The 22,721-nt window shown below is 63.3% G+C and carries 17 protein-coding genes, 1 tRNA gene and 1 pseudogene; 12 read left to right on the plus strand and 7 right to left on the minus strand.

The features are described from left to right. The first annotated feature begins 63 nt into the window (after window positions 1-63). The 10 genes and pseudogenes from AC06FB_RS08050 to AC06FB_RS08095 all read left to right on the plus strand — a co-directional run bounded on the left by AC06FB_RS08050 (window position 64) and on the right by AC06FB_RS08095 (window position 11,357). On the plus strand, window positions 64-396 hold the full coding sequence (locus AC06FB_RS08050) for a hypothetical protein (protein WP_478053561.1): 333 nt from the start codon (window positions 64-66) through the stop codon (window positions 394-396). Window positions 397-419: 23 nt separating this feature from the next. Then, window positions 420-3,398, plus strand: a complete 2,979-nt coding sequence (locus AC06FB_RS08055) for a TraM recognition domain-containing protein (protein WP_478053562.1) — start codon at window positions 420-422, stop codon at window positions 3,396-3,398. An 88-nt stretch (window positions 3,399-3,486) separates the two neighbouring features. Then, window positions 3,487-4,011, plus strand: coding sequence for a hypothetical protein (locus AC06FB_RS08060; protein ID WP_478053563.1), 525 nt, complete (start codon window positions 3,487-3,489; stop codon window positions 4,009-4,011). A gap of 137 nt (window positions 4,012-4,148) precedes the next feature. Continuing rightward, entirely contained in the window at window positions 4,149-4,352 is a 204-nt protein-coding gene (locus AC06FB_RS08065; RefSeq protein WP_478053564.1) for a hypothetical protein, read from the plus strand. Between the two features lie 151 nt (window positions 4,353-4,503). Beyond that, window positions 4,504-4,590: transfer RNA gene (locus AC06FB_RS08070), tRNA-Tyr, on the plus strand. Window positions 4,591-4,640: 50 nt separating this feature from the next. Beyond that, complete coding sequence (locus AC06FB_RS08075; RefSeq protein WP_478053565.1) at window positions 4,641-5,462, plus strand: ankyrin repeat domain-containing protein; 822 nt, start codon at window positions 4,641-4,643, stop codon at window positions 5,460-5,462. Next, window positions 5,440-7,326: a helicase HerA-like domain-containing protein gene (locus tag AC06FB_RS08080; RefSeq protein ID WP_046272097.1), complete on the plus strand. Its 1,887-nt coding sequence runs from the start codon at window positions 5,440-5,442 to the stop codon at window positions 7,324-7,326. Before AC06FB_RS08075 ends, AC06FB_RS08080 begins: the two co-directional genes overlap by 23 nt. Before the next feature lie 130 nt (window positions 7,327-7,456). Then, window positions 7,457-8,328, plus strand: a pseudogene (gene mobF, locus AC06FB_RS08085) (MobF family relaxase); the annotation flags it as partial. 381 nt (window positions 8,329-8,709) lie between these two features. Continuing rightward, window positions 8,710-10,224 (plus strand): ATP-dependent DNA helicase, encoded by a 1,515-nt coding sequence (locus AC06FB_RS08090; RefSeq protein ID WP_478053571.1) that lies wholly within the window; start codon window positions 8,710-8,712, stop codon window positions 10,222-10,224. A gap of 350 nt (window positions 10,225-10,574) precedes the next feature. Next, window positions 10,575-11,357, plus strand: a complete 783-nt coding sequence (locus tag AC06FB_RS08095) for a hypothetical protein (protein ID WP_478053566.1) — start codon at window positions 10,575-10,577, stop codon at window positions 11,355-11,357. A 115-nt stretch (window positions 11,358-11,472) separates the two neighbouring features. On the opposite strand, the gene AC06FB_RS08100 is transcribed toward AC06FB_RS08095, so the two are convergent. Next, window positions 11,473-11,649, minus strand: a complete 177-nt coding sequence (locus AC06FB_RS08100; RefSeq protein WP_005410152.1) for a hypothetical protein — start codon at window positions 11,647-11,649, stop codon at window positions 11,473-11,475. A gap of 308 nt (window positions 11,650-11,957) precedes the next feature. Next, on the minus strand, window positions 11,958-13,631 hold the full coding sequence (locus tag AC06FB_RS08105) for an adhesin (protein WP_478053567.1): 1,674 nt from the start codon (window positions 13,629-13,631) through the stop codon (window positions 11,958-11,960). Between the two features lie 255 nt (window positions 13,632-13,886). Between AC06FB_RS08105 and AC06FB_RS08110 the strand changes: the two genes are divergently transcribed. Beyond that, a complete protein-coding gene (locus AC06FB_RS08110) occupies window positions 13,887-14,666 on the plus strand; it encodes a M15 family metallopeptidase (RefSeq protein WP_478053568.1) in 780 nt (259 codons plus the stop codon). 414 nt (window positions 14,667-15,080) lie between these two features. Next, window positions 15,081-15,656: a DUF6624 domain-containing protein gene (locus AC06FB_RS08115; RefSeq protein WP_197600850.1), complete on the plus strand. Its 576-nt coding sequence runs from the start codon at window positions 15,081-15,083 to the stop codon at window positions 15,654-15,656. 64 nt (window positions 15,657-15,720) lie between these two features. Here the strand turns inward: AC06FB_RS08115 and AC06FB_RS08120 are convergent, their stop codons facing one another. The 5 genes from AC06FB_RS08120 to AC06FB_RS08140 all read right to left on the minus strand — a co-directional run bounded on the left by AC06FB_RS08120 (window position 15,721) and on the right by AC06FB_RS08140 (window position 22,543). Beyond that, entirely contained in the window at window positions 15,721-16,002 is a 282-nt protein-coding gene (locus AC06FB_RS08120; protein ID WP_146256219.1) for a hypothetical protein, read from the minus strand. Beyond that, a complete protein-coding gene (locus AC06FB_RS08125) occupies window positions 15,992-16,648 on the minus strand; it encodes a chemotaxis protein CheW (RefSeq protein WP_111185871.1) in 657 nt (218 codons plus the stop codon). Before AC06FB_RS08125 ends, AC06FB_RS08120 begins: the two co-directional genes overlap by 11 nt. A gap of 229 nt (window positions 16,649-16,877) precedes the next feature. Continuing rightward, window positions 16,878-18,263, minus strand: a complete 1,386-nt coding sequence (locus AC06FB_RS08130) for a GGDEF domain-containing phosphodiesterase (protein ID WP_111185869.1) — start codon at window positions 18,261-18,263, stop codon at window positions 16,878-16,880. Window positions 18,264-18,314: 51 nt separating this feature from the next. Next, entirely contained in the window at window positions 18,315-20,192 is a 1,878-nt protein-coding gene (locus AC06FB_RS08135; protein WP_164150750.1) for a S8 family peptidase, read from the minus strand. A gap of 59 nt (window positions 20,193-20,251) precedes the next feature. Beyond that, window positions 20,252-22,543 carry an ESPR-type extended signal peptide-containing protein gene (locus tag AC06FB_RS08140; RefSeq protein WP_340044071.1) on the minus strand — a complete coding sequence of 764 codons (2,292 nt, stop codon included), beginning with the start codon at window positions 22,541-22,543 and terminating at the stop codon, window positions 20,252-20,254. Between the last annotated feature and the right edge of the window lie 178 nt (window positions 22,544-22,721).

The raw sequence follows: 22,721 nt of genomic DNA on the forward strand, positions 1-22,721 counted from the left end.
CCCCTTGCGCATCCGCGGATTCGATCTAGAAAGAAGTGACCTACTCACGAACAAGGGGGAAGCATGTTCAAGTGGCTGTTCACGCAATACCGGGAACCCGGAAAACTTCATTTCGGCTCAAAGTGGCTGAACCTGCACGGGCGCTTGTTCCTTGGCAGCCCTGAATCGTTAGGCATGGGCCACCTGAGCGAAGGCGTCCGCCGCACCTTCTACTACTTGCGCGCCGATCGCAGGCCTCCGGTCAGAGACGACGCCGCGTATGACGCATGGACCAAGGATCGGCTCTATGCGAGCAAGGTTGAGCAGGTCGCAGAGCGCTGGGTGGCCAAAGCGGGCTTCCTGGCGTGCGCGCCGCTTTGTTTGGTGCTTGCCGTCTTGGCGCATTGGCTTCGTTGATTTGACAGGGGAGGGAAACAGAGATGGCAGCAATCAGTTTGTTCAACGTTCTGGACTGGACGAGCGGCTTGGGCCGCAAGTTCCGACGGAAGAGCGGCGAGCCTTCGGGCGTGAAAGAAGAAATCATCGTCAAATCCAACGAGGAGTATGAAAACCTCGTGGGGCGCTTTGACGTGACCGATCGCGTTCGCAGCCGAGAGCTCGATGTGCCGGAGGCTGATCGGGATTTCGCGAAGGAATGCGGCGCGGTCTGGGACGAGAACGCCCAGGTGTTCAAGGTCCCTGATGGACGCAGCGAGGACGAGTTCCAGGAGTGGTGGCCGAAGGTTCCGGAGGATTTGCGCGACACCCAATCGCGGATCATCACGACGAAGCGTGGGCGGCGTGCCGAGGGCTTCTTGCAGGGCAACGACATGGGGCAGGGCGGCGACAGCCTGGCCACTCCCTTGATGTATCTCGCCTTCCCCGTGATCGGCGTTTTGGCGACCTTCCTAGTGAGCCTCATCGGCTGGGCAGGCTGGGCCGCTCTGCTGCTGACCATTCCATACTTCATCGCCCTCAAGCAAGGCGAGGGCATGAAGGAGGCCCTGAAGGCCCTGGTGCTGTTGCAGTGGGTTCCGATGGCGCTTCAGTTCATGGTCGGCGACAGCAAGGGCGGCACCGAGGTGGCAATGCAAGCCGGCGGCATGGCTGTGTATGCCCAGATGGCCAAGACCTACCTGTGGTGGGCCTTTGGCTTGGTCGGCGTCCTGTTTGTGGTTTGCTTTGTGGCGGCGGCCTCGCACCCGCACCGGGGCGTCATTGGCGGGACAGCCGCGCGCTTCATTCAAGCGATGAAGTGGGTGGGCCTCATATTTGCCGCCTTGGTTGTCGCCAAGGTCCTGCCGTTTGGCTTGGGCGAGGCGGCACCTTACGTGTTGGCCTGCATGTATGCGATGCAATACGCCGAAGGCAACTTTGTCCAAAACGCCGCCCGGCTCTACCTGCAGAACAACGACAACAACCTGGCCACCCAAGGGGCGTTGATCAACGCGCACGTCAAGGCACGTGAACAGCAAGCCGAGGCGGCCCTGCGGGACAAGACCCCGCTGATCACCATCGGGCGCGCCACGGGGCACCTGTCCGACAAAGGTTATGGCTACTCGCCCGACTTGGGCACCGTGATGATGTTCTCATGGCGCGATTGCCAGCAGGGCCTGCTCGTGTTCGGGGCCATCGGTTCAGGCAAATCCTATGCCGCGTTGCGACCCATCGCTCGTCGGTTCCGTAAAGCCGCCTTGGCAATGGCGTGTGTGGCGTCGGAACAAGGCGATGTAAGGGAGCATTTGACGCGGCAGAAGCTGGCCGGCGGTGCTCTCATTGCCGACGGTAAAGACGGAGCAATCATCGCGGATCTGGAAGGGTTGTTCGACATCGTCGTCAAGCCAGGAATGCGCGTGGGGCCCTACGAAGGGTTGGCGCCGGATCAGATCGTGCGGGCATTGCGTGGCGCATCCGGTGGGCGCGTGGACGAAAAATCCAAGCTTTGGACGGATGGTGGCGATGCGTTTCTCTACCACACCGGCATCATCCTTCGTGCGCTCGTGGATCACGAGATGGCTTACAGGTCCTGGTGCTCGGCCAAGCTGGAAGGGTTGGAGCGTGCACAGATGAACGCGGAGCTTGAGCTGGTCAAACAGCGAAAGCTGGGCGAGGACGTGGCCGAGACTGAGGCGTTGATCGAGCGGATCGCCGAGCAGATCGCCATCCATCGAATCCCGGTGAGCGATGACAGGCAATGGCATTACACGCCATTCCACCACATCAAGTTGTTGTCCATTGTGGAACGCGTGATTCCCGCCAGCCCCGCGCCTCGTGCCAATGCAAAGCTGATGGAGGTGGTGAAATACTTGGGCCTGGAAGAGGCGGACACGAGCCATGACGAAGAGGGGCGGCTGGCCTATGCGGCTTACCTGCAGCAGCACCGCCTTCGTCAGGACAACGCTCCCGAAACCATCCATCCAGACCTCTTCCGTCCCATGTCTCAGCTGCAGAGCTCGCTGGAATGGGCGTTCCAGGAGATTCCCGCGATGCATCCGGAACAGAGGCAATCGTTCACGCTCAACTCACGAGGGCTGCTGGAGAAGCTCTTGCGAGGCGAAAAGCTGCGGGACAGCAAGACGGACATGCCTTGGCATTCGATTGAAACGGGCGAGGTGGACGTGTCCGACGCACTCTATGGAGCCATGGTAGGCCTCTTCTTGCCCCCCACCCAATTCGGTGAAGCGGGTGAAATGATGATGCGCCTGCTCAAACAGCGGGTCATGAACGGAATCAAAGCGCGTGGTGCATTCGGTGACAAGTGGCGTGAAGCACTGCCCGGCCAGACCGAGGTGATGCTGATGATGGACGAGGCCCACCTGCTGTTGACGGCCGATGACATCAACCTGTTCTCCGTTTCGCGCTCGCTGGGGTTGATGCCCGTGCTTGCAACCCAAGGGTTTGAAAGCTTGGTCAACGCGTTTGGGTCGGTCAACGAGGCGGAGCTGATGGCCAACACGATGCAATCGGTGATCGCGCTGAAGTGCTCGCACAACACCCACGAATACCTGGAAAAGCGGTTCGGCCAGGCCACGTTGACCACCTTCAAGCAGCGCACCCGGGGCATCGACTACCAAGGCGGCATGAACAACTGGCGCCACTCTGTGCTCAACGACCCAGATCATGCCTACGCGTCCGCCTACGACAAGATGCGCATGGAGGGGGCGGGGCGGTTGACGGCTTCGCGCATCGACGCCGTGACGGGTCGCCGCTGGCGGATTGGATCGGAGGACACGCTGGGCCAAGACGAGATCGCGCGCGACATCGACATGCCCACCGGGGGCAAGCGCGAGGTGCAGCCGCTCTTCCTGCAGGAAGAATACTCCGCTCTTCTTGAGCCCCGCGGTCACGCCATCGTGGCGCTGAGCCGTGCCGGCATCAAGCGCTTCGACCTGGCGGAGCTGCTGCCCGATGCGGATTGATGCGGATAGGCAAGGGGGGCTCGCCCCCCTTGCCAAACCCACGGATTGATCAACGATGAACCCATTCACCCCAGCGGAGGAAACAAACATGAGCGACCCCCTTTCCCAACCCATCGAAGAAATGACCGAGCTGCGAGCACTCCAGGCGCAGCGCAACGAGCGGCTTCTGGGCGATCGCCCACCGCCCCAGAAGGACAGCGCGGCACGGGCGGACTTCGAGCAGAACGTGGTCCAAGCCCAAGACGCCATCGAGCAACGCCGACAGCGCGTTCTGGATTGGGCAGAGAAGGCCTCGCCCGATCAGATCGCCGCGCTCCAGGCAAAGATCCAGGAGGCCGACAAAGCCGTTCGTGATGCAAAGCCGGACGACAAGCACGAGCAGGTGGTTCATGCGACCGTTGCGCAGTGGCGGCAGCAACGCGGGGCCCAGCGGGAGGAGACCCCTCCCATGTTGACCCGTGAGCAGCGGATGGAGAATGGACCTGGGCGCCTGGGATACGCCGATTACGCCCGCAGTTCGTTGAAGGAGGCGGCTTTCATGAAGGACTACGCTGCCAATTACGATTGGGAGAAGCACCAGAAGCAGGCCCAACTGAACGTCTTCCGACAGTAATTTTTCATCGATGTTCAAATCTGCCCGGTTCTGCGCAGAATCGGGCATTTTTGCGTCTTGACGTCCAGTTTGATGGTGCTTTACTGGTTTTGTAAAGAGTAGGTAGACCTACTCATAAAGCCAAAAGGAGAGCCACCATGTCCACGTTGTTCAATGCCCTCAAAGACTTCGCTTTCGAAAACGCGGTTCCACTGCTGACCAGCTTGTTCCTGCTGACCGCGGCCTTCGCAGCGGCTGTTCTCGCCTACCCTCCGGCCGTTCCGGTTCTGCTCAAAGTGGTGGCCATGGCGGTGGCGGGCTTTGTGACCATCGGGGTGGTGGTCCAGAGTTCCTTCCGGTGAGCAGCCGGCGCTGGCTCAAGCTGCGTGCAAGGTGCAGGAAGCGTTGGCGCCGGTTTGACTGGGAGGGGTTTGATTTCTGGTTCTATCCCGCGCTGATTTTCTACATGTTGGGTTGGATCGTCTTTGGCCCACCCGACAGCGTTTAGCGATCGGGTCAGTAGTCCGGTAACGAAGCCGGGGCAGTCTGTAAAACTGCTGGTTCACTCCCCTGCAGGTTCAAGTCCTGCCTGACCCACCATTTCTGCGTGTTGGCTTGACGGCCAGCGATTCAACGCTACAACCATGGGGATGGACACTCAAGAATCCCTGTTGCGCCTTTTGCGTCCCCTGGACCTCCAACGAGCGGAGGCCTTGGCGGCCGCGCTCGCGCGCGAAGCCGGCGCATCCAAAGGCCTTCACGATTCGCAAGTGTTGCTGCGTGCCCACGCACTGAGCGTTGCCCCTGTTGAGGGTCGGTTGGGCGATCTGGTTTGGCAGGTGCGCCAGCGGGAGCACGATGATGTGCCCCAAGTGGACCTGCGCTGGGGCTTGCATCGCCTGGGGTTCGACGCGCCCACGCGGGCCTCCACCCAGAACCTGGTGCGTGCTTACGAGAGGCGCTTGGCAGACCGTGACGAGCCGATGGTTTACAGCACCTTGGCAGAGAGGGGGGCTGGGTTGTCCATGGCAGAGCACGTCTCGCTCTTCCAAGGCATGGCGATGGCGGTGGAGGAAGCGCGGGCACGGCAGTCCGATGCAAACCGGTTGCGGGAGAACGCACCGTGGCAGGGCTGGCTCGTGGGGGCGTCCCGGGCGGGCCACGAAGCAGCACTGCTGGCCTGCATCGGCATGGGCGCAGACGCCCGGCTGCCCGATGCCAGCGGCAACACACCACTGCATCATGCGGCCCGGTTTGGTCACTTCTCGCTGGTCACGCCTCTGGTCGAAGCCGGCGCCGACGTGGCGGCCCTCAACGCCCACGGGTGGGCGCCGCTCCACCTTGCCGCCCTCCACAAGCACGCCCGGGCCTGCCTCCACCTGATGGCCCACGGCGCCAATCCTGAGCAGCCAGGGTGGCGGGGGCGGACCCCAACGCGCATGCACCGACATGAGCAAACCCAAGCCCTTTGACGCGCTGGGCGACGTGCCCGGCAGCGTTGCGCCTTCCCAGCCGGTCCGATACTGGCACCGCGCCGTTCTTGCCGGTGCATTCGTTTTTGGCTTGGCCTACGTGGGGAGCATGGGCGTTGCCTGGCTCTTGCCGAATCCCGATGGCTCGCTCATCCGTTTTGCCGATGCCTTAAAAGGCGGACTGGTGACCGCCTACCACTTCCTGACCGTCGGCATCTCGGCTCGGGCTCCGGCACGGGAGTTCATCGAACTGGTGTCCTACCACCACCCAGTGGCGACGTGGTCCCGGATCGGGGTGTCGCTTCTGCTGGCGGTGGGCCTTGGCCTTCGCATGTTCCTCAAGGCAGCTGAGCCGGTGAGCAACACCTGGCACCTGTCCGGACCGCGGTTGTTGGAAGGAAAGGAGGCCGTGGACGAAGCCCGGCACCGCTCGATAACCCCTAAAGAAGCCGAGGCGGATCCCTTCGCCCTGTCCCTCCACCCCGATCTGTTGCTGTCTAAAAAGCACTGGGCGCGCCACGTCCTGATCACCGGCTCGGTGGGTTCGGGCAAGAGCGTCATCCTCAAGCACATCCTGGAACAACTGACGGGAAAGAGGGACGCAAAGCTGTTCCTTTACGACATCAAGGGTGATTTCACGTCGATTTTCAAAAGGCCCATCATCGTGTCGCCCTTCGATGCGCGCTCCCACGTGTGGGACGTCGCCGCCGACGTGCGGACCCCAACCCAAGCGGCTGCGTTTGCTGCCTCGATCATCCCGGAGGGCGACGGCAACGCCAAGTTCTGGAGCATGGCCGCCCAGGACTTGTTGATTGGGTGCGTGCGCGAGCTCCAAAACACCCGGCCTGGCGAGTGGGAATGGCCCGATCTGGCGGCCTTGGTGCGCCGCCCGGCCGCGGAGATGGCCGCAGGCATGCGCCCGCATTACCCCCGCGGCGCGGCACTGGTGCGTGATCCGGAGAGCCAAACCACGTCCAGCGTGCTGTCTTCCCTGGGGGGCTTCACCCGCCTCATCGACGATCTGGCCACCGCATGGCCCAAGGTTGGGAAGCGCCGTTTCTCCATGACCGAGTGGATACGGGATGAATACACCGGGCGCAAGCAGGTCATCGTTCAATCCGGACCCGATCCAACCCTGACGAAGGCCTACATCGCCGCCATGATCAACGTGGCCGTGCCGGATCTCATTGGGCCGGGCTTGCCGGACAATGAGGGTGGGCGTGGGCTCTACTTCGTGTTCGACGAGCTGACCAGCGCCGGGCGCTTGAACATCGATCCGTTGCTCGCATTGGGGCGAAGCAAAGGAGTGGTGGCCATCATGGCCGTCCAGGATCACTCCCAGATTGAGCTGGTCTACGGGGACAAGACTGCGCAGGCCTTCTCGTCGCTGGTGGGGACCCACGTGGTGTGCCAAGTGCAAATGGGGGCGACCCGGGACAAGCTGGCCAGCCAGCTCGGCAAGCGAAAAATCGCCTGGTGTGGGCACGACGACAAAGCTCAGGTTCACGAGGAAAGCCGCGCCTTGGTTTCCAGCGGTGAGCTCACCGACCGGCTGGGTTTCCGCAAAGGCAAGCGCTACGGTCCCGAGAGGTGGGGCATCGAGGCGATCGTGCAGATGGGCGGGGACGTGCTGTTGCTGACATGGCCGGGGAAGAGCTATCCAACGGTTCGAGAGGGGCAGTTGGCCGCTGCGTGGACCACCAAGCCAGCTGGCCCGGTGGTCGAGGGTGAAGGGCCATCACCGGCCGCGTCCCCTGCAAGCGCTGGCGCGTCCGCCTTCCCAACCACCGCCGAAGGCATCGATGCGGTGCAGCGGGTATTGACCATGACACCGGAGGAAATCGACGCGCTTTTCCAGCGGTGAGCGGCCTTGCCAACTCTCCTTTTTCTGGGACCTTGGAACAGTCAACGTTCTTTAGGGGAGCCCCATGATCAATCGCACGCCCATCAATGCCAAGGGCCAAAACTCGCACAGTGGCAACATGTTCGACTACATGCTGGCCACCGAGCGCCTGACCATCGACAGCGCCGTGGCCTATTACGCCGGCAGCGGTCCCGATCCGCGGCAGACGCTCAACTGGGGCGGCAAGCTCGCCGCCGAACTCGGCCTGGAAGGGCAGCCGGTCACCCGCGAGGTGATGGAAAAGCTTGGCAAGGGCTTTTCTCCCACCGGAAGGCCGTTGTGCAAAACGCGGGCAAGGAGCCCCAATTGGTTATCAAAACGGATCGCTGGGGAAACGTGCGGTTGGACGACGACGGCAAGCCGATGGAGAAGTGGGAGGGTGGCCATCGGGTGGGGTTCGATCTGACCATTTCCGCCCCCGGGGACGTGAGCGTGGCGTTCGCGCTGGCGGATGATCGCGAGAAGCTGGCCATCCTGGAGGCCCACCGCCAGGCCTGCGCCGTGGCGATGCGCTACATCGAGAGCAAGGTAGAGACCCGGCGCGGAGAAGCGGGCGTAGACGTTATAGGCACGGCGGGATTGGTTTGGGCAGCCGCCGACCACGTCAGCAACCGGAACGTGGAATCCGACCTGCACACCCATCATCTTGTGTTCGGGGTTTCGAGGGGCGAGGACGGTCGGTGGGGCACCTACGACGCAATTGAGATCTATCGTCACACCCGCGCTGCGGATCACCTTTACAAAGCCGAGCTCTACGCCGCGATGAAAGCGCTGGGCTATGGGATTCAGCGGGAGCGCGAGGTGGACGTGATGGGGCACGAGACGGGCCAGATCCTCACCACGATTGCCGGCATCGACCGGGAGCTGGTGCTTAAGATGAAGACCCGCCGCCAGGAAATCCTGGACTACGTCAAAGAACACCCCAACGCCAGCCACGACGAGGCCTGCAAGGCCACCCGCAAGAAGAAGGAAGAACCGCCCTTCGAGCAGGTGGTCAAGGACTGGCAGCAAACCTTGTCCAACATCGCTAAAGAGCACCCGGAGCTGGTTCCCACCACCCAGTCGCTCAAGCAGACGAAAGGCCAGCACCTGGACCCGCATACGTTTGACGAGGTTTTGAAGCGCATGCACGAGAACGAGGCGATGTTCTGCGAGCATAACCTGGTCCGGGAGTTGGGGATGGAGTTCGCCGGGCAAAAGAACTCGGAAGAGGTTCTCCAAATGGTGAAAGAGTTCACCGAGCAGGACGATCTGGTGCGCGTGAAACCCGAATACCTCCACAAAGAGGACCGTGGCGCTACGCTGGCACGAAGGCACAGTGAGGACCGTTTTTCCGCCACCTGGATGGTCGAATTGGAGGCCGAGATCATCCGCCGCTCGAAGGAGCGGGAGAGCGAGACGGACCTGAAGCTTTTCCGCTCCACCGTGGATCGGGAGATCGCCGCTTACGAAAAGCGAAAGGGGTTCACCCTCACAGAGGAGCAGAAAGCCGCCATCGGTCACCTCACTTACGGCACGGCCGGTGTGGGGGTCATGTCGGGGTTGGCCGGCACCGGCAAGACCACCGTGGCCGAGGTCTACAAGCAGTGCTTCGAAGCCGAAGGAAAGCAGTTGATGGGCTTGGCCGTGTCGGGTAAAGCCGCGGCCAAGCTGGAAGAAGAGTCCGGGATGCCCTGCATGTCTGTTGCAAAGTTCTTTTCCCAGATCCGGCAGGGCAAGGTTGCTCTGACGAAGAAGGACGTGGTGGTGCTCGATGAAGCCGGCATGGTGGCCACCGATGACACCTTGAAGCTCATGACCTACTGCCAGGGGGTGGGCGCCAAGCTTGTCATGCAGGGGGACAGTGACCAGCTTCAGCCCATCGCTGCGGGCAACGGCTTTGAGCTCGCGAAGATGGCCTTGGGGGACAAGAAACTGACCGAAATCCGCCGGCAGAAGAACGCTGATGACCTGACCACCGCCAACAGCTTCTACGAGCGGGACGCCGAGGGAAAGGTCAAGAACATGCGACGCGGGCACCGCAGCCGCCAAGACATATTCCATATGGGCGAAGAAATCCTGAACAACCTCAAGCAACGCGACTGCATCGACGACTTCGGCACGGACAAGCAGGCCATCAAAGCGTTGGTGGACGATTACTTGAAAGACAAGACGCCCATGGACGAGAAGCTGGTCTTGGCCCACACGCGCTCTGAAGTCAAGGCGCTCACCACAGGAATCCGAAAGGGGCTCCAGGAGCAAGGCGTGCTGGACAAAGAGGAGTTCACCTTCCGCTCGATCGTGAAAGGGCAGTGGGAGGACCTGACGCTCTCACGCCGCGACCGTGTGATGTTCACGGCGACCAACAACGACTTGGGCGTCATCAACGGCACCGAGGGCATGGTGGAGAGCATTCGGAAGGACAAATCCGGTGGCTACGACCTGGTGGTGCGCATCGACTCTTCGAACCCGAAAGAGGACGGGCGCATCCTGAAGTTCAACACCAGCGAGCACAACGCCTTGGCCCACCGGTATGCCATGACCGTTCACAAGGCGCAGGGGCATGGGAAATCCGAGGTTTACCACCTGGCCACGAACATGGGCATGCTCGACCAGCAGTCTGCCTTGGTGGCGTTCACCCGCCTCACCAAGGGCAGCTACCGCATGTATACGACGGACAACGTGATGGATCGCTTGGCCGAACGGCTGGGAACCGAACGGCACAAAGAAATGGCGCTGAGCGTCGGACTGTCCAAGAGGCAGGCCGTCCCGGTGCGCAACCTGGTCCAAGACGTGGAAGCGCTGTTGGCCGGGCTGAAATCGGAAACCGAGGTGCCAATCTCGAACGCGGAACGGCGCGAGATGAGGCTTACCCGGTGACGCATCGGGCCAGTGTCAATACGCTGCTCACCACCACTACCCATGGCCACCACCCCACGCGTTCGGAGGGGGCTTTCACCGGTGTTCCCAGCTGCCACCGCCGTTGGTGGGCCAGCCATCGCACGTGCGGCGTTGCCCGACGGTGGGGGTTGACCACAATCCCTGGCGGCTTGGCGTAGATGCTGCGTCCCAGGTTGTGGCGATGGGTCATGGTCTCTCCGTGAGTAAAACGACCCACTCACGAATAGATCAGAATCTGGAGTTGGCAAGCCTGCTGCGAAGGACGTGAGAGGCCACACGTCGCTTGCGTGTAATCTCTTCGCAGTTCATGGCGAGCATGGGGCGGGCGAGTGACCTTTAAGTTCCCGGTTGGACCTTCCAAAGGGCGTTGCAACATATGCGGGCAGGAAACCGACCTGACCGAAAATCACGTGCCACCCAAGGCGTGGGCTCAAGGCATCGCTCTGAGGGTGTCCAGCGTCGCCGACGCAATCAGTGGAGAGAAGAAGCCGCGGTCCCACAAGATGCCCAATGGTGTTTGCTTCAGGAGCATCTGCAGGACCTGCAACGGCTCGGTGCTTTCTCGATACGACAAGGCGCTTGTATCGATGAGCCGGCAGGTGACGGAGATCTTGCGTGATCGAAGCAAGGTCACCTACTACCAGAGCATCCGCATCCAGCCGCAGCTTGTGGCAAGGGGAGTTCTGGGCCACATGTCATCGGTGGGCTTGAATCGCTACGACGAACGGCACAGCCAGCACCTGTTCGATGACCGGTCAGATCTTCTACGCCAGGTTCGGCTTCACTACTGGGTGTATCCCTACAGCGGGAGAACGGTTCTTCGCGACTTCGGGCTTTGTGTATTGGGAGGGAAGGGCAGTTCGGCGGTGTATGTCCTGAAGGCCTATCCGCTGGCCTTTGCAATGGTCTGGAACAGGGAGTTCCAGTTCGAGGACTGGCAGCCACGGAGCTTCGATCCGTTCGCTGGGTTCGAACCAGACCAAGAGGCGAGCCTTCCGCTGGAGTTCGTGGGCCTGCCAGGACAGGTTTGGCCAGAGCACGTCCAGGGGAGCACTATCGCGCTTTTACACTCCGATGGAGCCTTCGTGGCGAAGGAGAAAAAGCGCCGCTAGGCTTGGGAAAGTTCCTGATCTTCTCGATTCGTGTGGCCACGGGTCGCTGCAACGTTCCAAAGAAAAAGCCCGGGCTGGACCCGGGCTTTTCATATCGGTCAACGGGGAGCGTGGCTCAACGCGCGTTCACCGGGTGTGCGGTGGGCAGCTGGCTAGCCGCTACCGCAATGGTCGTCTGATACACCACTTCGTGTGCCACGCCGATAGCGACACCAAGCGGATGCTTCTTTAAGCGATAAATCGTGCTCTTGAAGCGTTCAATTGTCTTTCTTACAACATTCTTCTTTTTCATTTTTGGTTCCTTGTAATTGTTTTTATCAACACATTTGACTTCTTCCTTTGCCTTTAGGTTAACCACCCATCGTCTGAGGGCTTTCAGAGCGATGGCAAACGACGTTACGACCATTGCGACAACCCAGGACTTGCACCCGGAACTGTCCACAAATTCGGATGAGGCGATTATACGGCGAAAGAGGAAGATTTTCAACGAAAACAATTGTATTTGAATTGTTTTTGTGCTTGGAGTTCGCGAACAAGGGCCCCGAAGGGCCCTTGCCGAGATACGATCACCTCCTTCCGCCGCTGACATTCTTTGATTCGTTACCAGCCAATGGCCCAGGCTGCGCCCACGGCCGTGTCCTGCCCGCTGCGGGAAACCCCGATCGAGAAAGCCGATGGGGATCCGCGTGGGGTGGTCACGTCACGGGTGTAGCCAATGGAAATGGCGGCTTGGCCGCTGCAGCCACCGACGCCCACGGCCAAGCGGTTTCGGTTCTCTCCGTGGATAGCCGACGTCGAGGTGGCCATCTGGGCGTTGGCTTGGGCCATGGCGCACACACCGCTCACCCGTTTGTCGAGCTGGCGGAAACGGCGGTCCGTCAGGTTCCAGCGGTCGTCTTGCTGCCGCTGGTAGTCCCACAATTGGCCACCGTTGATCGCGTCCGTGGACCCAGGAGCGATCGCCCCTGCAGCCACCCCAGTTACCCGCTGGTTGCCGGCGTTGATCCCGGATCGGGTGACCGATGGGCCGCCTTGGACAGTGAAGCCGTCGCTGTTGTGGATGGCCTTGGCCACTTGGACCGAGCCCTGCTCGGAAAGCTCAATGGTGTCTTTCAAGGCAACGGTTTGGGTGCCGTCCCCGTTGTCCGTGACCTCGATGTTGGCCCCGGCCACCGCAGAGCTGCCACCGCCATCCTTGCCGTCCTCTCCATCTTGTCCAGCCGGACCTTGGGGGCCTGCTGGCCCTGGTGTTCCGCTTTGTCCGTCCGATCCTGCCGGGCCTGGCTCGCCTTTATCTCCCTTCAGCGACGCCAACCATTCGCGCTCATTGCCCTGGTAGCCATTGTTCACGGCCACTTGGTAGGCACTGGCACCATCGGAGCCTGCTGGACCTTGGCCGCCGCCGGGGTTGTTCTCAATGGTGTGAAGTCGTCCGTCGATGTCGTAGAGCGCGTCAGCAACCGTGTGGTAAGTGTTGCCGCTCTGCATAACATACGTCGGAGCGATGAATTGTCCATTGACGTAACGTGCACCGGCCCCCAGTGCACCAGCCATAGGATTTAATTGCCCGACTGTCGCAGCGTCTGTGTCGTAGAGGCCGTCGGCCACGTTGGACACACGGCGCTTAAGCGTAGCGTTACCCACGGAGACGGTGTTGGCTTCGCGGCCGCAGTCGCTGGTAGCGCCGAGGGCTACGCAGCCATCAGCGTCGGCGTTGGTGAAGGCTCCCAGCGCGGTTGTCGCGGTCTTGGCCCCCAAATGATTGGAATTGAGAGCTCGGCCGCCATCGCCCACTACCACAGTGCCTGCGCCAGTAGCTCGAATGTTCTTGCCCACGCCAACCCCTCCTTCATTGCTATTGGAGGGGTTGCCGTTGACTTGGCTGTTGCTGCCAATGATGGTTGCGTTGTCTCCGTTGCTGTTGTGGCCAACGACGACCGTGCCGCTCACCGCGCCAGCAGGCGCGAACGCGTCGTTTCCAATAACAATGACGCCGCCGGCGAGGGCTCGAACCCGAGCTCCGAAGCCAATCGAACCAGTTCCAACGACACTGTCCGCTCCCACTGCGATGCAGTCGCCGAATGCTGCATTGGGACTTCCAGCGAGGGAGCCCTTTCCTACTGCGACGCAATTGTTGTAGGCGGTCGAGTCGTCACCGACGGAGGTGCCTTCAGAGTCTGTGGCAGTGGCGTTGTTGCCAACTTGGGTTTGAGCATTTGCTAAACCCGCTACAAGGACTGCCAACCAAGCGCAGTGGATGAGGGAGCGTTTCATAGGGTGGCCTCCTGGGTCTAAATTGAGTGAGCGTGTGCACTCACGAATAGATCAGATCCTGGAATGCGCAAGCCCCCCCCCAACGAAACTTCCCGGCGCAACGGCAGGAGGACCGTTGAGCCGGGAAGCGGTGGGGCCGACTTTTCCCCACCCCTGTTCTTCTACGTCAGGGAAAAGATTCCGCAAGCCCCCTTGCGCGTTTTCGATTCTCCGCTTGCATGGGTGTATCGCTCATGTGAGTAAGGAGGCCTACTCATGTTTCAACGCTTGTTGCTCGCGCTCGCATTGGCCAGCGCCCCCATCTTGGTCCACGCTCACGTGCCAGCCACCGATTCCGTTGAGGTCCACGGGAAGAAGCCAGGGTTTTTCAAACGCCTGTTCCACCGCCACAAAGACGCCCCGCAGTGGGACGGTGTCCAGCCCGAGCTTCGCTCAACGCTGGAACGGATCGCTTTGCAGATGAGGGGCGAGGGCTACGACCTGCGCCTGATGGAGGGTTACCGCTCTGAACAGCGCCAGGCTGCGTTGCTCGCCAGCCAGAAGGGCGTGACCCAAGTAGGGCCTGGCAGCAGCTGCCACAACCACGGCTGGGCGGCGGATATGGTCATCTACAAGCGCGGGCGCCCTTCTTGGGACCTGAGGGACGAGCAGGTGCGGCAGGGCTACCAGCGCTTCGGTGAGCTGGCCCAGCAGGCGGGTTTGAGGTGGGGTGGCGCTTGGAAGAGATTCCAGGACATGCCCCACGTCGAGATGCGCAGCGAGTGCCTGGTGGCGATCCGGTCCTACCGTGCCGGCCAGCCCATGTTGGTGGCCGAGGTGGTGCCCGAACCGGTGGTCCCCTTGACGCCGATGTGGCCCGGGCTGATGCCGCTGGCGATCACGCCGGCCACGCCCTGCGAGGGCTGGATGTGCGCCCGGCGGTGGGACTGGAACCTGTCCGTGGCAAGCGTCCCGATGGGGGCATTGTGGATGCGCACCCTGCAACAGGATGCCTCGTTGCAATGTCCCGTCAGCTCACCGCTCTGGGTTGCCTAAGCCACATTGTGTTGCGATGGTGTTGCGATGCGTTCGCCGGATGATTGCGGGAATGCCGGAATTTCCTTGAAATCAGCTGAAAATTGATATCGATAGAAACACACGCCCATGGTGCTTCATGAGGGGCGTGTGCTCTGCACTGGCCTTCGATGCAGACGGTTTCGCTTTTGAATCAGTGGTTTGCAAGAGAGCTTCCTACCGGTTGTAGCGGTCGATCCGGGGCCACGGCGGCGGCAGTGACTCAAACAGGATCACATTGATGGCGCGACAGGCACACAGCGGATCGACCATGGATACGGTTGTTGCGACGCAGGCAGATGCCCGGCGCCGCCGACGCATCAAGTTTAAGCTGACCTACCGGCAAATCTGCCAACTGGGCATCATCGGCTGACACATCACGCAAGAGGTGGAGCTGTGACGCGGCGATTCGGTCCATTGTGGGTGATTGCGATCCTCTTCGCGCCGCTGGGAGCCAGCGGTGGGACGCCTGCTGACCCGGAGCTGCGCGGCGAGCTCCTGCGGATGAAGGATGCCGATCAGGCGGTCCGGGACCTTCCGCTGACCACGGAGGGCGAGGAGAGGGTGCTCAGTGCCGTCGATGCGGTGCATACCGCTCGGCTGAAGGCGATCGTTGCGGCCCATGGCTGGCCGACCGTGGCGCAGGTGGGCCAGGACGGGGCGGACGCGGCCTGGCTGCTGGCCCAGCATGCCGACAAGGATCCGGCGTTCCAGCGCTCTGTTGCGGAAGCCATGGAGCCCTTGGTAGCGACGGGGCAGGTCAAAGCGTCCAATTACGCCTACCTCTGGGACCGCACCCACGACCCCCAGCGCTATGGAACGCAGGGGCGTTGTGCAGACCCGGGGCGTTGGGAGCCACGTGCGGTTGAAGCACCTGAGACGCTTGACGAGCGTCGCGCTCGAATGGGCCTGGCGCCCATGGCGGAGTATCAAGCGATGGTCTCCAGGCATTGCGAGCAGTTTGGGCGTTAAGATCGGATCAGCAGTTGGGGCACTGCGCGCGGAGAGGCAGGGGTGAGTCGCACACTCCTTCGGTTCAGGCCGATGGTGGAGGGGAGCGAATGCCGGCCAGCGGATCCCGCAGGATGCCGAGCCAAGGCTCGACGATCTGCTCGAATGCAAAAACGTGTTCCCGGTGCAGGTCCATGCCGCTGAGGTAGTGGCGGATGCTGCGTTCGAATTCATCGGCCGCGTCCAGATTGCCTGCGTTCGTGCGGAGCAGAAGAACGGTGGCCGCTTCCAGTGCCGCCACACGGACATGCATCCGGTTCATGGCCCCCTGGAGGCGCAGCAAGGCATCCCGCGTCTCAGTGTTCATCGGACCTCCCGGGGAAGATCGCTGCATCCGTCCGCGAACCTGCGAGCCGCCGCTGGAGAGTGAGAGCGACGCTCGGATCAATGAGGGCAACCTCCTGGTTGGATGCCAGGCAGACCCGGTGGCTGCAGAGCGGCAATCCCTGCCCATCGTTGCTGATGGAGTGGACGTGGCCGAGCGGGACACTCTCGATGGTGAGCACCTCGTCAAGCGCCAGGGCGACAAGCTGGACGCCAGCCTGCACCAGCAGCATCGCCGGGCAGCGGGCACCGCAGCGGGTGCCGCCCGTGACAAGGCCAAGATCCACGACGGGCACCGTCTGCCCGCGTACGGACACGCTGGACAGGCCGTCCGTACCCCGGGTCAGAGCCTCCGGACCACGTATTTCCACCGCCGATTCAACATCGATCCCGAACAGCGCCGCACCGGCACGAACAACCACAAGTTCCAGGAACGGCTGCGGTGACGCGTGGTGAGCGGGAGCGGCGGCAAGCGGGAGGGCACTGTGGTCGATGGCATCCGCGCGGGGCAACCGCTTGACGAACTCCTCGAAGCGCATGCGGCTGACCGCCTGCCGGTTGTGGCAGCAGGGGCAGACCAGGATCCCTGCGCCACGCAGATCGGTCAGGCCTGCGCCCGCCTTCAGCATCGAGGTGTGGTTGCATGCACGGCATGTTGCTTGCACTGCGTGCAGGCGTGTCAGCGCTCCTTCAGTGGTCAGGTCTCCCTGAACAAGGCGAAGCAGAAAGGAACCTGTGTTGGCCACTGGCAGACTTCTCGGATGGATCAGGAGCAGGCAACTGCCCCGGGATTCTCGGCGGCTTCCATGAAGGGATCAAACGCACGCCGCGCAGTCCATCCGCGGGTGCAGGCCTGGCTCATTCGAGCAGGTGGGGTGCAACAGTGAGTCTATCGGTCAGTTCGGTCGCACTGATGGGCCTGCACAATGCAAAGCCCTGGATCTGGTCGCATCCGAGCTCCCGCAGCGTGGTGACCTGGTCGGCGGTTTCAGCCCCCTCAGCGACGGCGGTGTAGCCCAGATCATGGGCCAGGCCGATGATGGCACGGACTTTCAGGCGGGCCCGCGTGTCGGTCGAGATTCCATCAATCAGCGATTTGTCCAGCTTCAGCGTGTGGATCGGCAGTTCGGTCAGGTAGGCGAAGTTGCTGTAGCCGCTGCCGAAGTCGTCCAATGCCAGGCGGATTCCCGCCGATGCCATCCGCCTGAGCTGCTCGCCGGGCACGGAGTTCACCCGCAACCATTCTCCTTCGGTGATCTCGATCTCGAGGTCGCTGCAGCGCAGCCCCTCGGCATGGATCCTGGCGACCAGCGCATCGGCCATGCCGGCACGGGCCACATTCCGTGCAGACAGATTGATCGACAGGCCCAGCGTGATGCCGTCGCGTCTCCAGCATGACAGCTGCTCCAGCGCTCGGTCGACGACCCACTCCGTGACTTTCTCCATCAGTGCGTTACGTTCGAATACCGGGATGAATTCGGCAGGGCTGACCGGGCCAAGCCGAGGATGATCCCAGCGGATCAGCGCCTCCGCTGACACCGCACTGAGATCAGACCCGCGGAAACGAGGCTGGTAGAGCAGATGGAATTCGTCGTGGCGCAGGCCGTCGCGGGCGCCGGCAAGCAGGTGATACTCGCGCCGCAGACTTTCATCGCGCGGGGCGGAGTACCAGCAGTAGGTGACCTGGCTGGACACTGCCCAGTGAAGTCCCACGAACATCCCGCGGATGATGTCGTCGGCGCTGTCCTTGCCGGTTTCGGCCTGGCAGAGGCCGACGTGGACGAGAGGCCGGAGGGGCTGCGCTGCACCCTCCCTGGGCTGCGTCAGGCGCAGGTGCAGCGCTTCCACCAGGCGCTCGACGGCGTCACGGGCGGGCAGCTCCACGATGAAGGCGAAACGGCTGCCGCCCATATGGTGGACGTCCGCCTGGCCGTCCAGGGCGGCCTCGATGCGTGCTGCGTCCTGCCTGACCCGCGTCTCCAGCGAGGCCATGCCGAAGGCCTGACAGGGCTCGGCATTCGGCAGGTCAAGGACATCGACGAGGACGGCGACGGGCGATCGGCCCGGTAACCGGGATGATCGTGTGGTGTAGTCGATCGTGAAGGTATGTCTGTCCAGCAGCCCGCTGGAGGTCCCGTGGCGGCTGGACAACGCATGCGGCCGCAGGGGGCGTGTCACCGCCCCGATGAGGGACGGCAACGTGCGCCGATCAGTCAAGGAGAGTTTCCTGGGCAGGCTTTCCATCGAAGGACCCCGGGCATCGAGGGCGGCGCGGAGTGGCGCCGCCCTTGAGGTTTACTGCCGGGCTACCAGGGTCAACCCGGAATATGTTCCCGTGAGGCGGATCATGTAGGTGACCGCCGAGGGCGAGCCGATCCGCACCGACTCCGAATTGGTCGGTCGGGTTGATTTCGCATCGTAATCGGAGGCACTGGGGACGCGCTGCGCCGCTACATACAGCGATACGTCGCCTTTGCCGCCCAGCGTCATGATGGTCAACGGTGTGCCGGCCCGGGCGGTGAAACTGTAGGTCCGCTCTGCGGAGGTGCTTGACAGCCCGCGCAGTTCGACTGCATTGCTCAGTTCCACATTCGGCGGGGTGCAGCTCTCGACGGTGGGATCGCAGGGTTCGGTGGTCGCGGCGGTTACCAGTGCATTGGCGTCGAGGATTCCCGCGCCCATCGGTGTGCTGGTGGGAATGCTGGCCGGGAAAGGACGCGCAGTGGACTTCAGCAGGTCCCGCATCTGATCCCAGCGCAGCGGCGTGGTGGCCACGCTCTGGACCAGCGCTGCCGCCGCGGCCACATGGGGCGATGCCATCGAGGTGCCGGTATATCCCCCGATGCCGAACTCGGTCGTGGGGCGGGTGGTGCCCGTGTTGACGATCTGGAAGATGTAGCCGTTCGGGTCTCCATCTACACCTCCACCGCCACCTGGCGCGGACAGATCCACCCGGTTGCCCCAGCTGGAGTAGCTGGCCTTGCCGCCGGTGACACGCGTGGCGCCGACGCTGATCACATCCTTGCAGGAGGACATCGTGTAGGTGCCGGCATCGGCGTTGGAGTTGCCGGCTGCCACCACCACCATCGCACCGCGTCGGTTCACTTCGTCGATGGCGTCCTGGTAGATCTGCGGGCAGGCGTCGGGCCCATTGCTGCCCAGGCTCATGTTGAGCACTTCTGCCGGATTGGCATTGACCGGCAGGCCGGCAACGGTCGCACCGACCGCCCACAACATGCCATCGGCAATGTCGCTGCCGTACCCGCCACACGAACCCAGCACACGCACCGGCAGAATCCTGGCGTTGTGGGCCAGACCGGCCAGACCGACACCGTTGTTGGTCTGCTGCGCGACGGTACCGGAGACGTGGGTGCCGTGCCAGGAGCTGTCGCGGGCGGCGTGCGGAGGCGCGCCCAGCGCCGTGCAGTAATTGGCTTCCATCCAGTCGCCCTGGTCCCAGCCACCGGCGACGCGGGCGTCGGTGTCGCGACGGGAGATCAAGCGGTCGGAGATCATGTCATAGCCCGGCAGCACGTTGTCCTTCAGGTCGGGCGTGTTTTCCACGACGCCGGTGTCGATCACCGCCACCACGACGCCTGCGCCGGTGGAGATGTCCCAGGCCTGGTCGGCGCGTACTCCACCGGTCTGATCGTGGAAGTTCCACTGCAGCTGGGCATATTGAGGATCATTCGGGATCAGTTTCGGCTGCACCATGCCGCGCCCGGTGTCGAGCGCCTGGTAGAGCCGGTCCACTTCGACCGACGTCACGCCGGGTTCGGCCGCCAGCTCGCGGACGAAGGCTGCCGTCTCGGCGGAGTTGAGCCGGCGTGAGGTCTGCACCACGTACCAGCCAGGTACGGCCATGTTGCGCAGGACACTGGCCCTGGCGGCCGGACGGGCGGCTGCGCGTGCCGTCGCCGCAGCCGCCGTGGTGATGCCTGAACGCTGCGCCGAGCTGGCGAGCGACTGCGTCAACAGGCTGCGTGACTGGGTGGTGGTGCCGGTGGTCTTGACGATGAAGCGCTGGCCGACCGACGGCTGGGCGGTCGATGTGGCGGCAGCCACGTTGCGCTTGATCACCTTGCTGGTATCCAGGCGTGGTGCGGCATGGGCGGCGCTGGTGGTGATCAACACCGAAGCGATTGCAGCGGCCAGTGAGGTGTGGATGGACATGGTGGGTCTCCAGGAAAAGGGTGAAGTGCGTCGGAGCGGGAGTGGTCGGTGTCGCTCTGTCACAGGTCGATGCCGAAGCCCACGCCTGCGGAGGATTCGCCACCACTGAAGGCCCCGCCCAGACTGAAGGAGCCGCGTTCCCCGATCTTCCGTGCATAGCCCACCGACAGCGCCTGCTCGCCGCTCTGGAAGCCCGCACCGACCGCGATGCGCCCGCGTTCGCTGCGGGTGCCTGCGGCGTTGGTCGCCATGTTCAGCATCGCCGCGCTCATCGCGCCCTGGCGGTCCAGGCGGCGATCAACCGAGCTGAGGCGGCGGTCCACGTCCGTACGATAGGTTTCGAAGGAATCGTTCAATGCGGTGAACCGTGCATCGGTATAGGATTTCGCCGCGTTGACACCGGCATTGACCTGGCCCACGTTCGCCGCATCGGTCGCCTGGGTACCGGCGGCCACATGGGTGATCTGGCGCTCCGCACCGCTGGCACCGACCGACACCGTGTCGGCGCGATCGGCGACCGAGCCGCGCCCCAATGCGACGGCGTTGTCGGCGGTGACGCTGGCACCTTGGCCGAGTGCGGTGCCGGAAGCGCTGCTGACGGAGGCCGACTCACCCAGGGCCACGGCGTTGCTGGCCTGGGCACTGATGCGGCTGTTGGCACCGACGGCCGTGCTGCCGTCGGCATTGACCCGCGCGTTGCCGCCCAACGCCGTGTCGTTGGGTCCATGGGCGTAGGCGCCGGCGCCCAGCGCCACGCTGTTGTCCGCGTTGGCGGTCGCCCCGGATCCCACTGCCACGGCGTTGGTCCCTTCGCCCGCCTGGGCTGCGGAATCGCCTCCCACGGCGACCTGATCGTTGCGGCCATGACCTGCACCGACGTCCGCCTCGATGTCATCCAGTCGGGTGGTCAGCCTGCCGATCTGCACATCGATGGCTGCGAAACTGTCGGCGAAATTGCCGAGCGCACCCGACACCGCATCCAGCTGTGCCTTGTTGACCGCATCGGTTGCCGCCGTACCGGCCGCCACGTTGACGATCTGGCGTTCGCTGCCTGCGCGTCCCACCGAGATGGTGTTGTCACGATCGGCGTAAGAGCCTGCACCGAGCGCCACCGCGCGGTCGACGGGGTGGGTCACGCCGTCGACGAACGACGGGTCGCCCACGGTTGCACCGCCGCCGATCGCCACCGACTCGCTGCCCCACACGTCCGAATCCGTGCCGATCGCCACGCTGTTGGTGAACAGCCGCGGTGTATCCCCCCAGAAATCGCCATTCCAGGTCATGCCGTCACCGACCACCACGCTGCCTTTGCCGGCGGCCCAGGCGCCATAACCGACTGCGGTGGCGCCCTCGATCAGGGCCAGCGCGTTGGCGCCCAGGGCCGTGGTGTTGAGCGCGCCCGCCCGGGCATTGCTGCCCACGGCCACGGTCAGGTCGTACAGGGCCAGTGCGCCCGAACCGAACGCATTGGAGAACTCGCCCAGAGCCTGGGCCCGGTCACCGACGGCCATGGCGTCATACGCGCTGGCCACCGCGCGGTAGCCGATCGCGGTGGAGCGGATAGCGCTGGCACTGGCCAGCCCGCCCATGGAGATTGCTGCATAGGCGGTGGACTGCGCGCCGCCGCCGACGGCCACCGAAAGGCGACCGGTGGCCTGCGTGTTCTGCAGCAGCTGGCCGGCAAAACCTTCGCCGATCTGGTCCTCCAGATCGTCGGCAATGCCGCCGATCGCCACGCTGGATTTGCCGCTGCCCAGGGCGCCGGCGCCCCCGGCAGTGGCAAAGTCACCTTCGGCCTGCGCGCCGGCGCCCAGCGCCGTGGACGCCACGCCGGTGGCGGCGGTCTGCTGGAACAGCACTACGCCATACGGGTTCTGCGACTGGTAGTCGATGTCCAGCATGCCGCCGATCGCGGTGCTCGAGTCGGCGATGGCCAGCGCTTCATTGCCCACCGCGGTGGCGCGGTTGGCGTAGGCCACGCTGCCGGCGCCAAGCGCGGTCGTGCCTTCCCCGACCGCGGCGCTCGCCTCGCCTGCGGCCAGCGCGTTGTCGCCGTCGGCGTAGGCGCCGGCATTGCTGTCCTCGCTGCCGGTGGCGGCGAGGTAGGGCACTGGATCAGCCTCGACATCGGCGGCGTACACGATCTGCTCCGGCGCGGACACCTGCTCGACGCCCAGCGCCGTAACGATCCCGCTGGCCAGGGCGGAGCAGGACACCAGCAGCGAGCCGGTGGCCAGCAGCGCCGCGACCTGACGGCGGCGCCCGGACCGCGTCCGGCTGCACGCGATTTCGGACACAACCACCTGCCGGCCCAGCGCGGCGTTCCACACGATACGGTAAATCCGGTTCATTGCTCTGATCCTCGATCTGGAGTGCAGGCCCGTCGTCGTGGCTGCCCGCAGGGCGTCGACGGGTGGGGCGGTGTAGTCGTCGTGTCACGGCAGTGGCGTAGGTGCCCGCCGACAACATGAACGTAGGCCCACCGAAAGGGCATGTCGACTGCAACTCCTGACAGAAATATGATCGGTT

The sequence above is a fragment of the Stenotrophomonas sp. Steno-C15 genome, assembly GCF_056393265.1.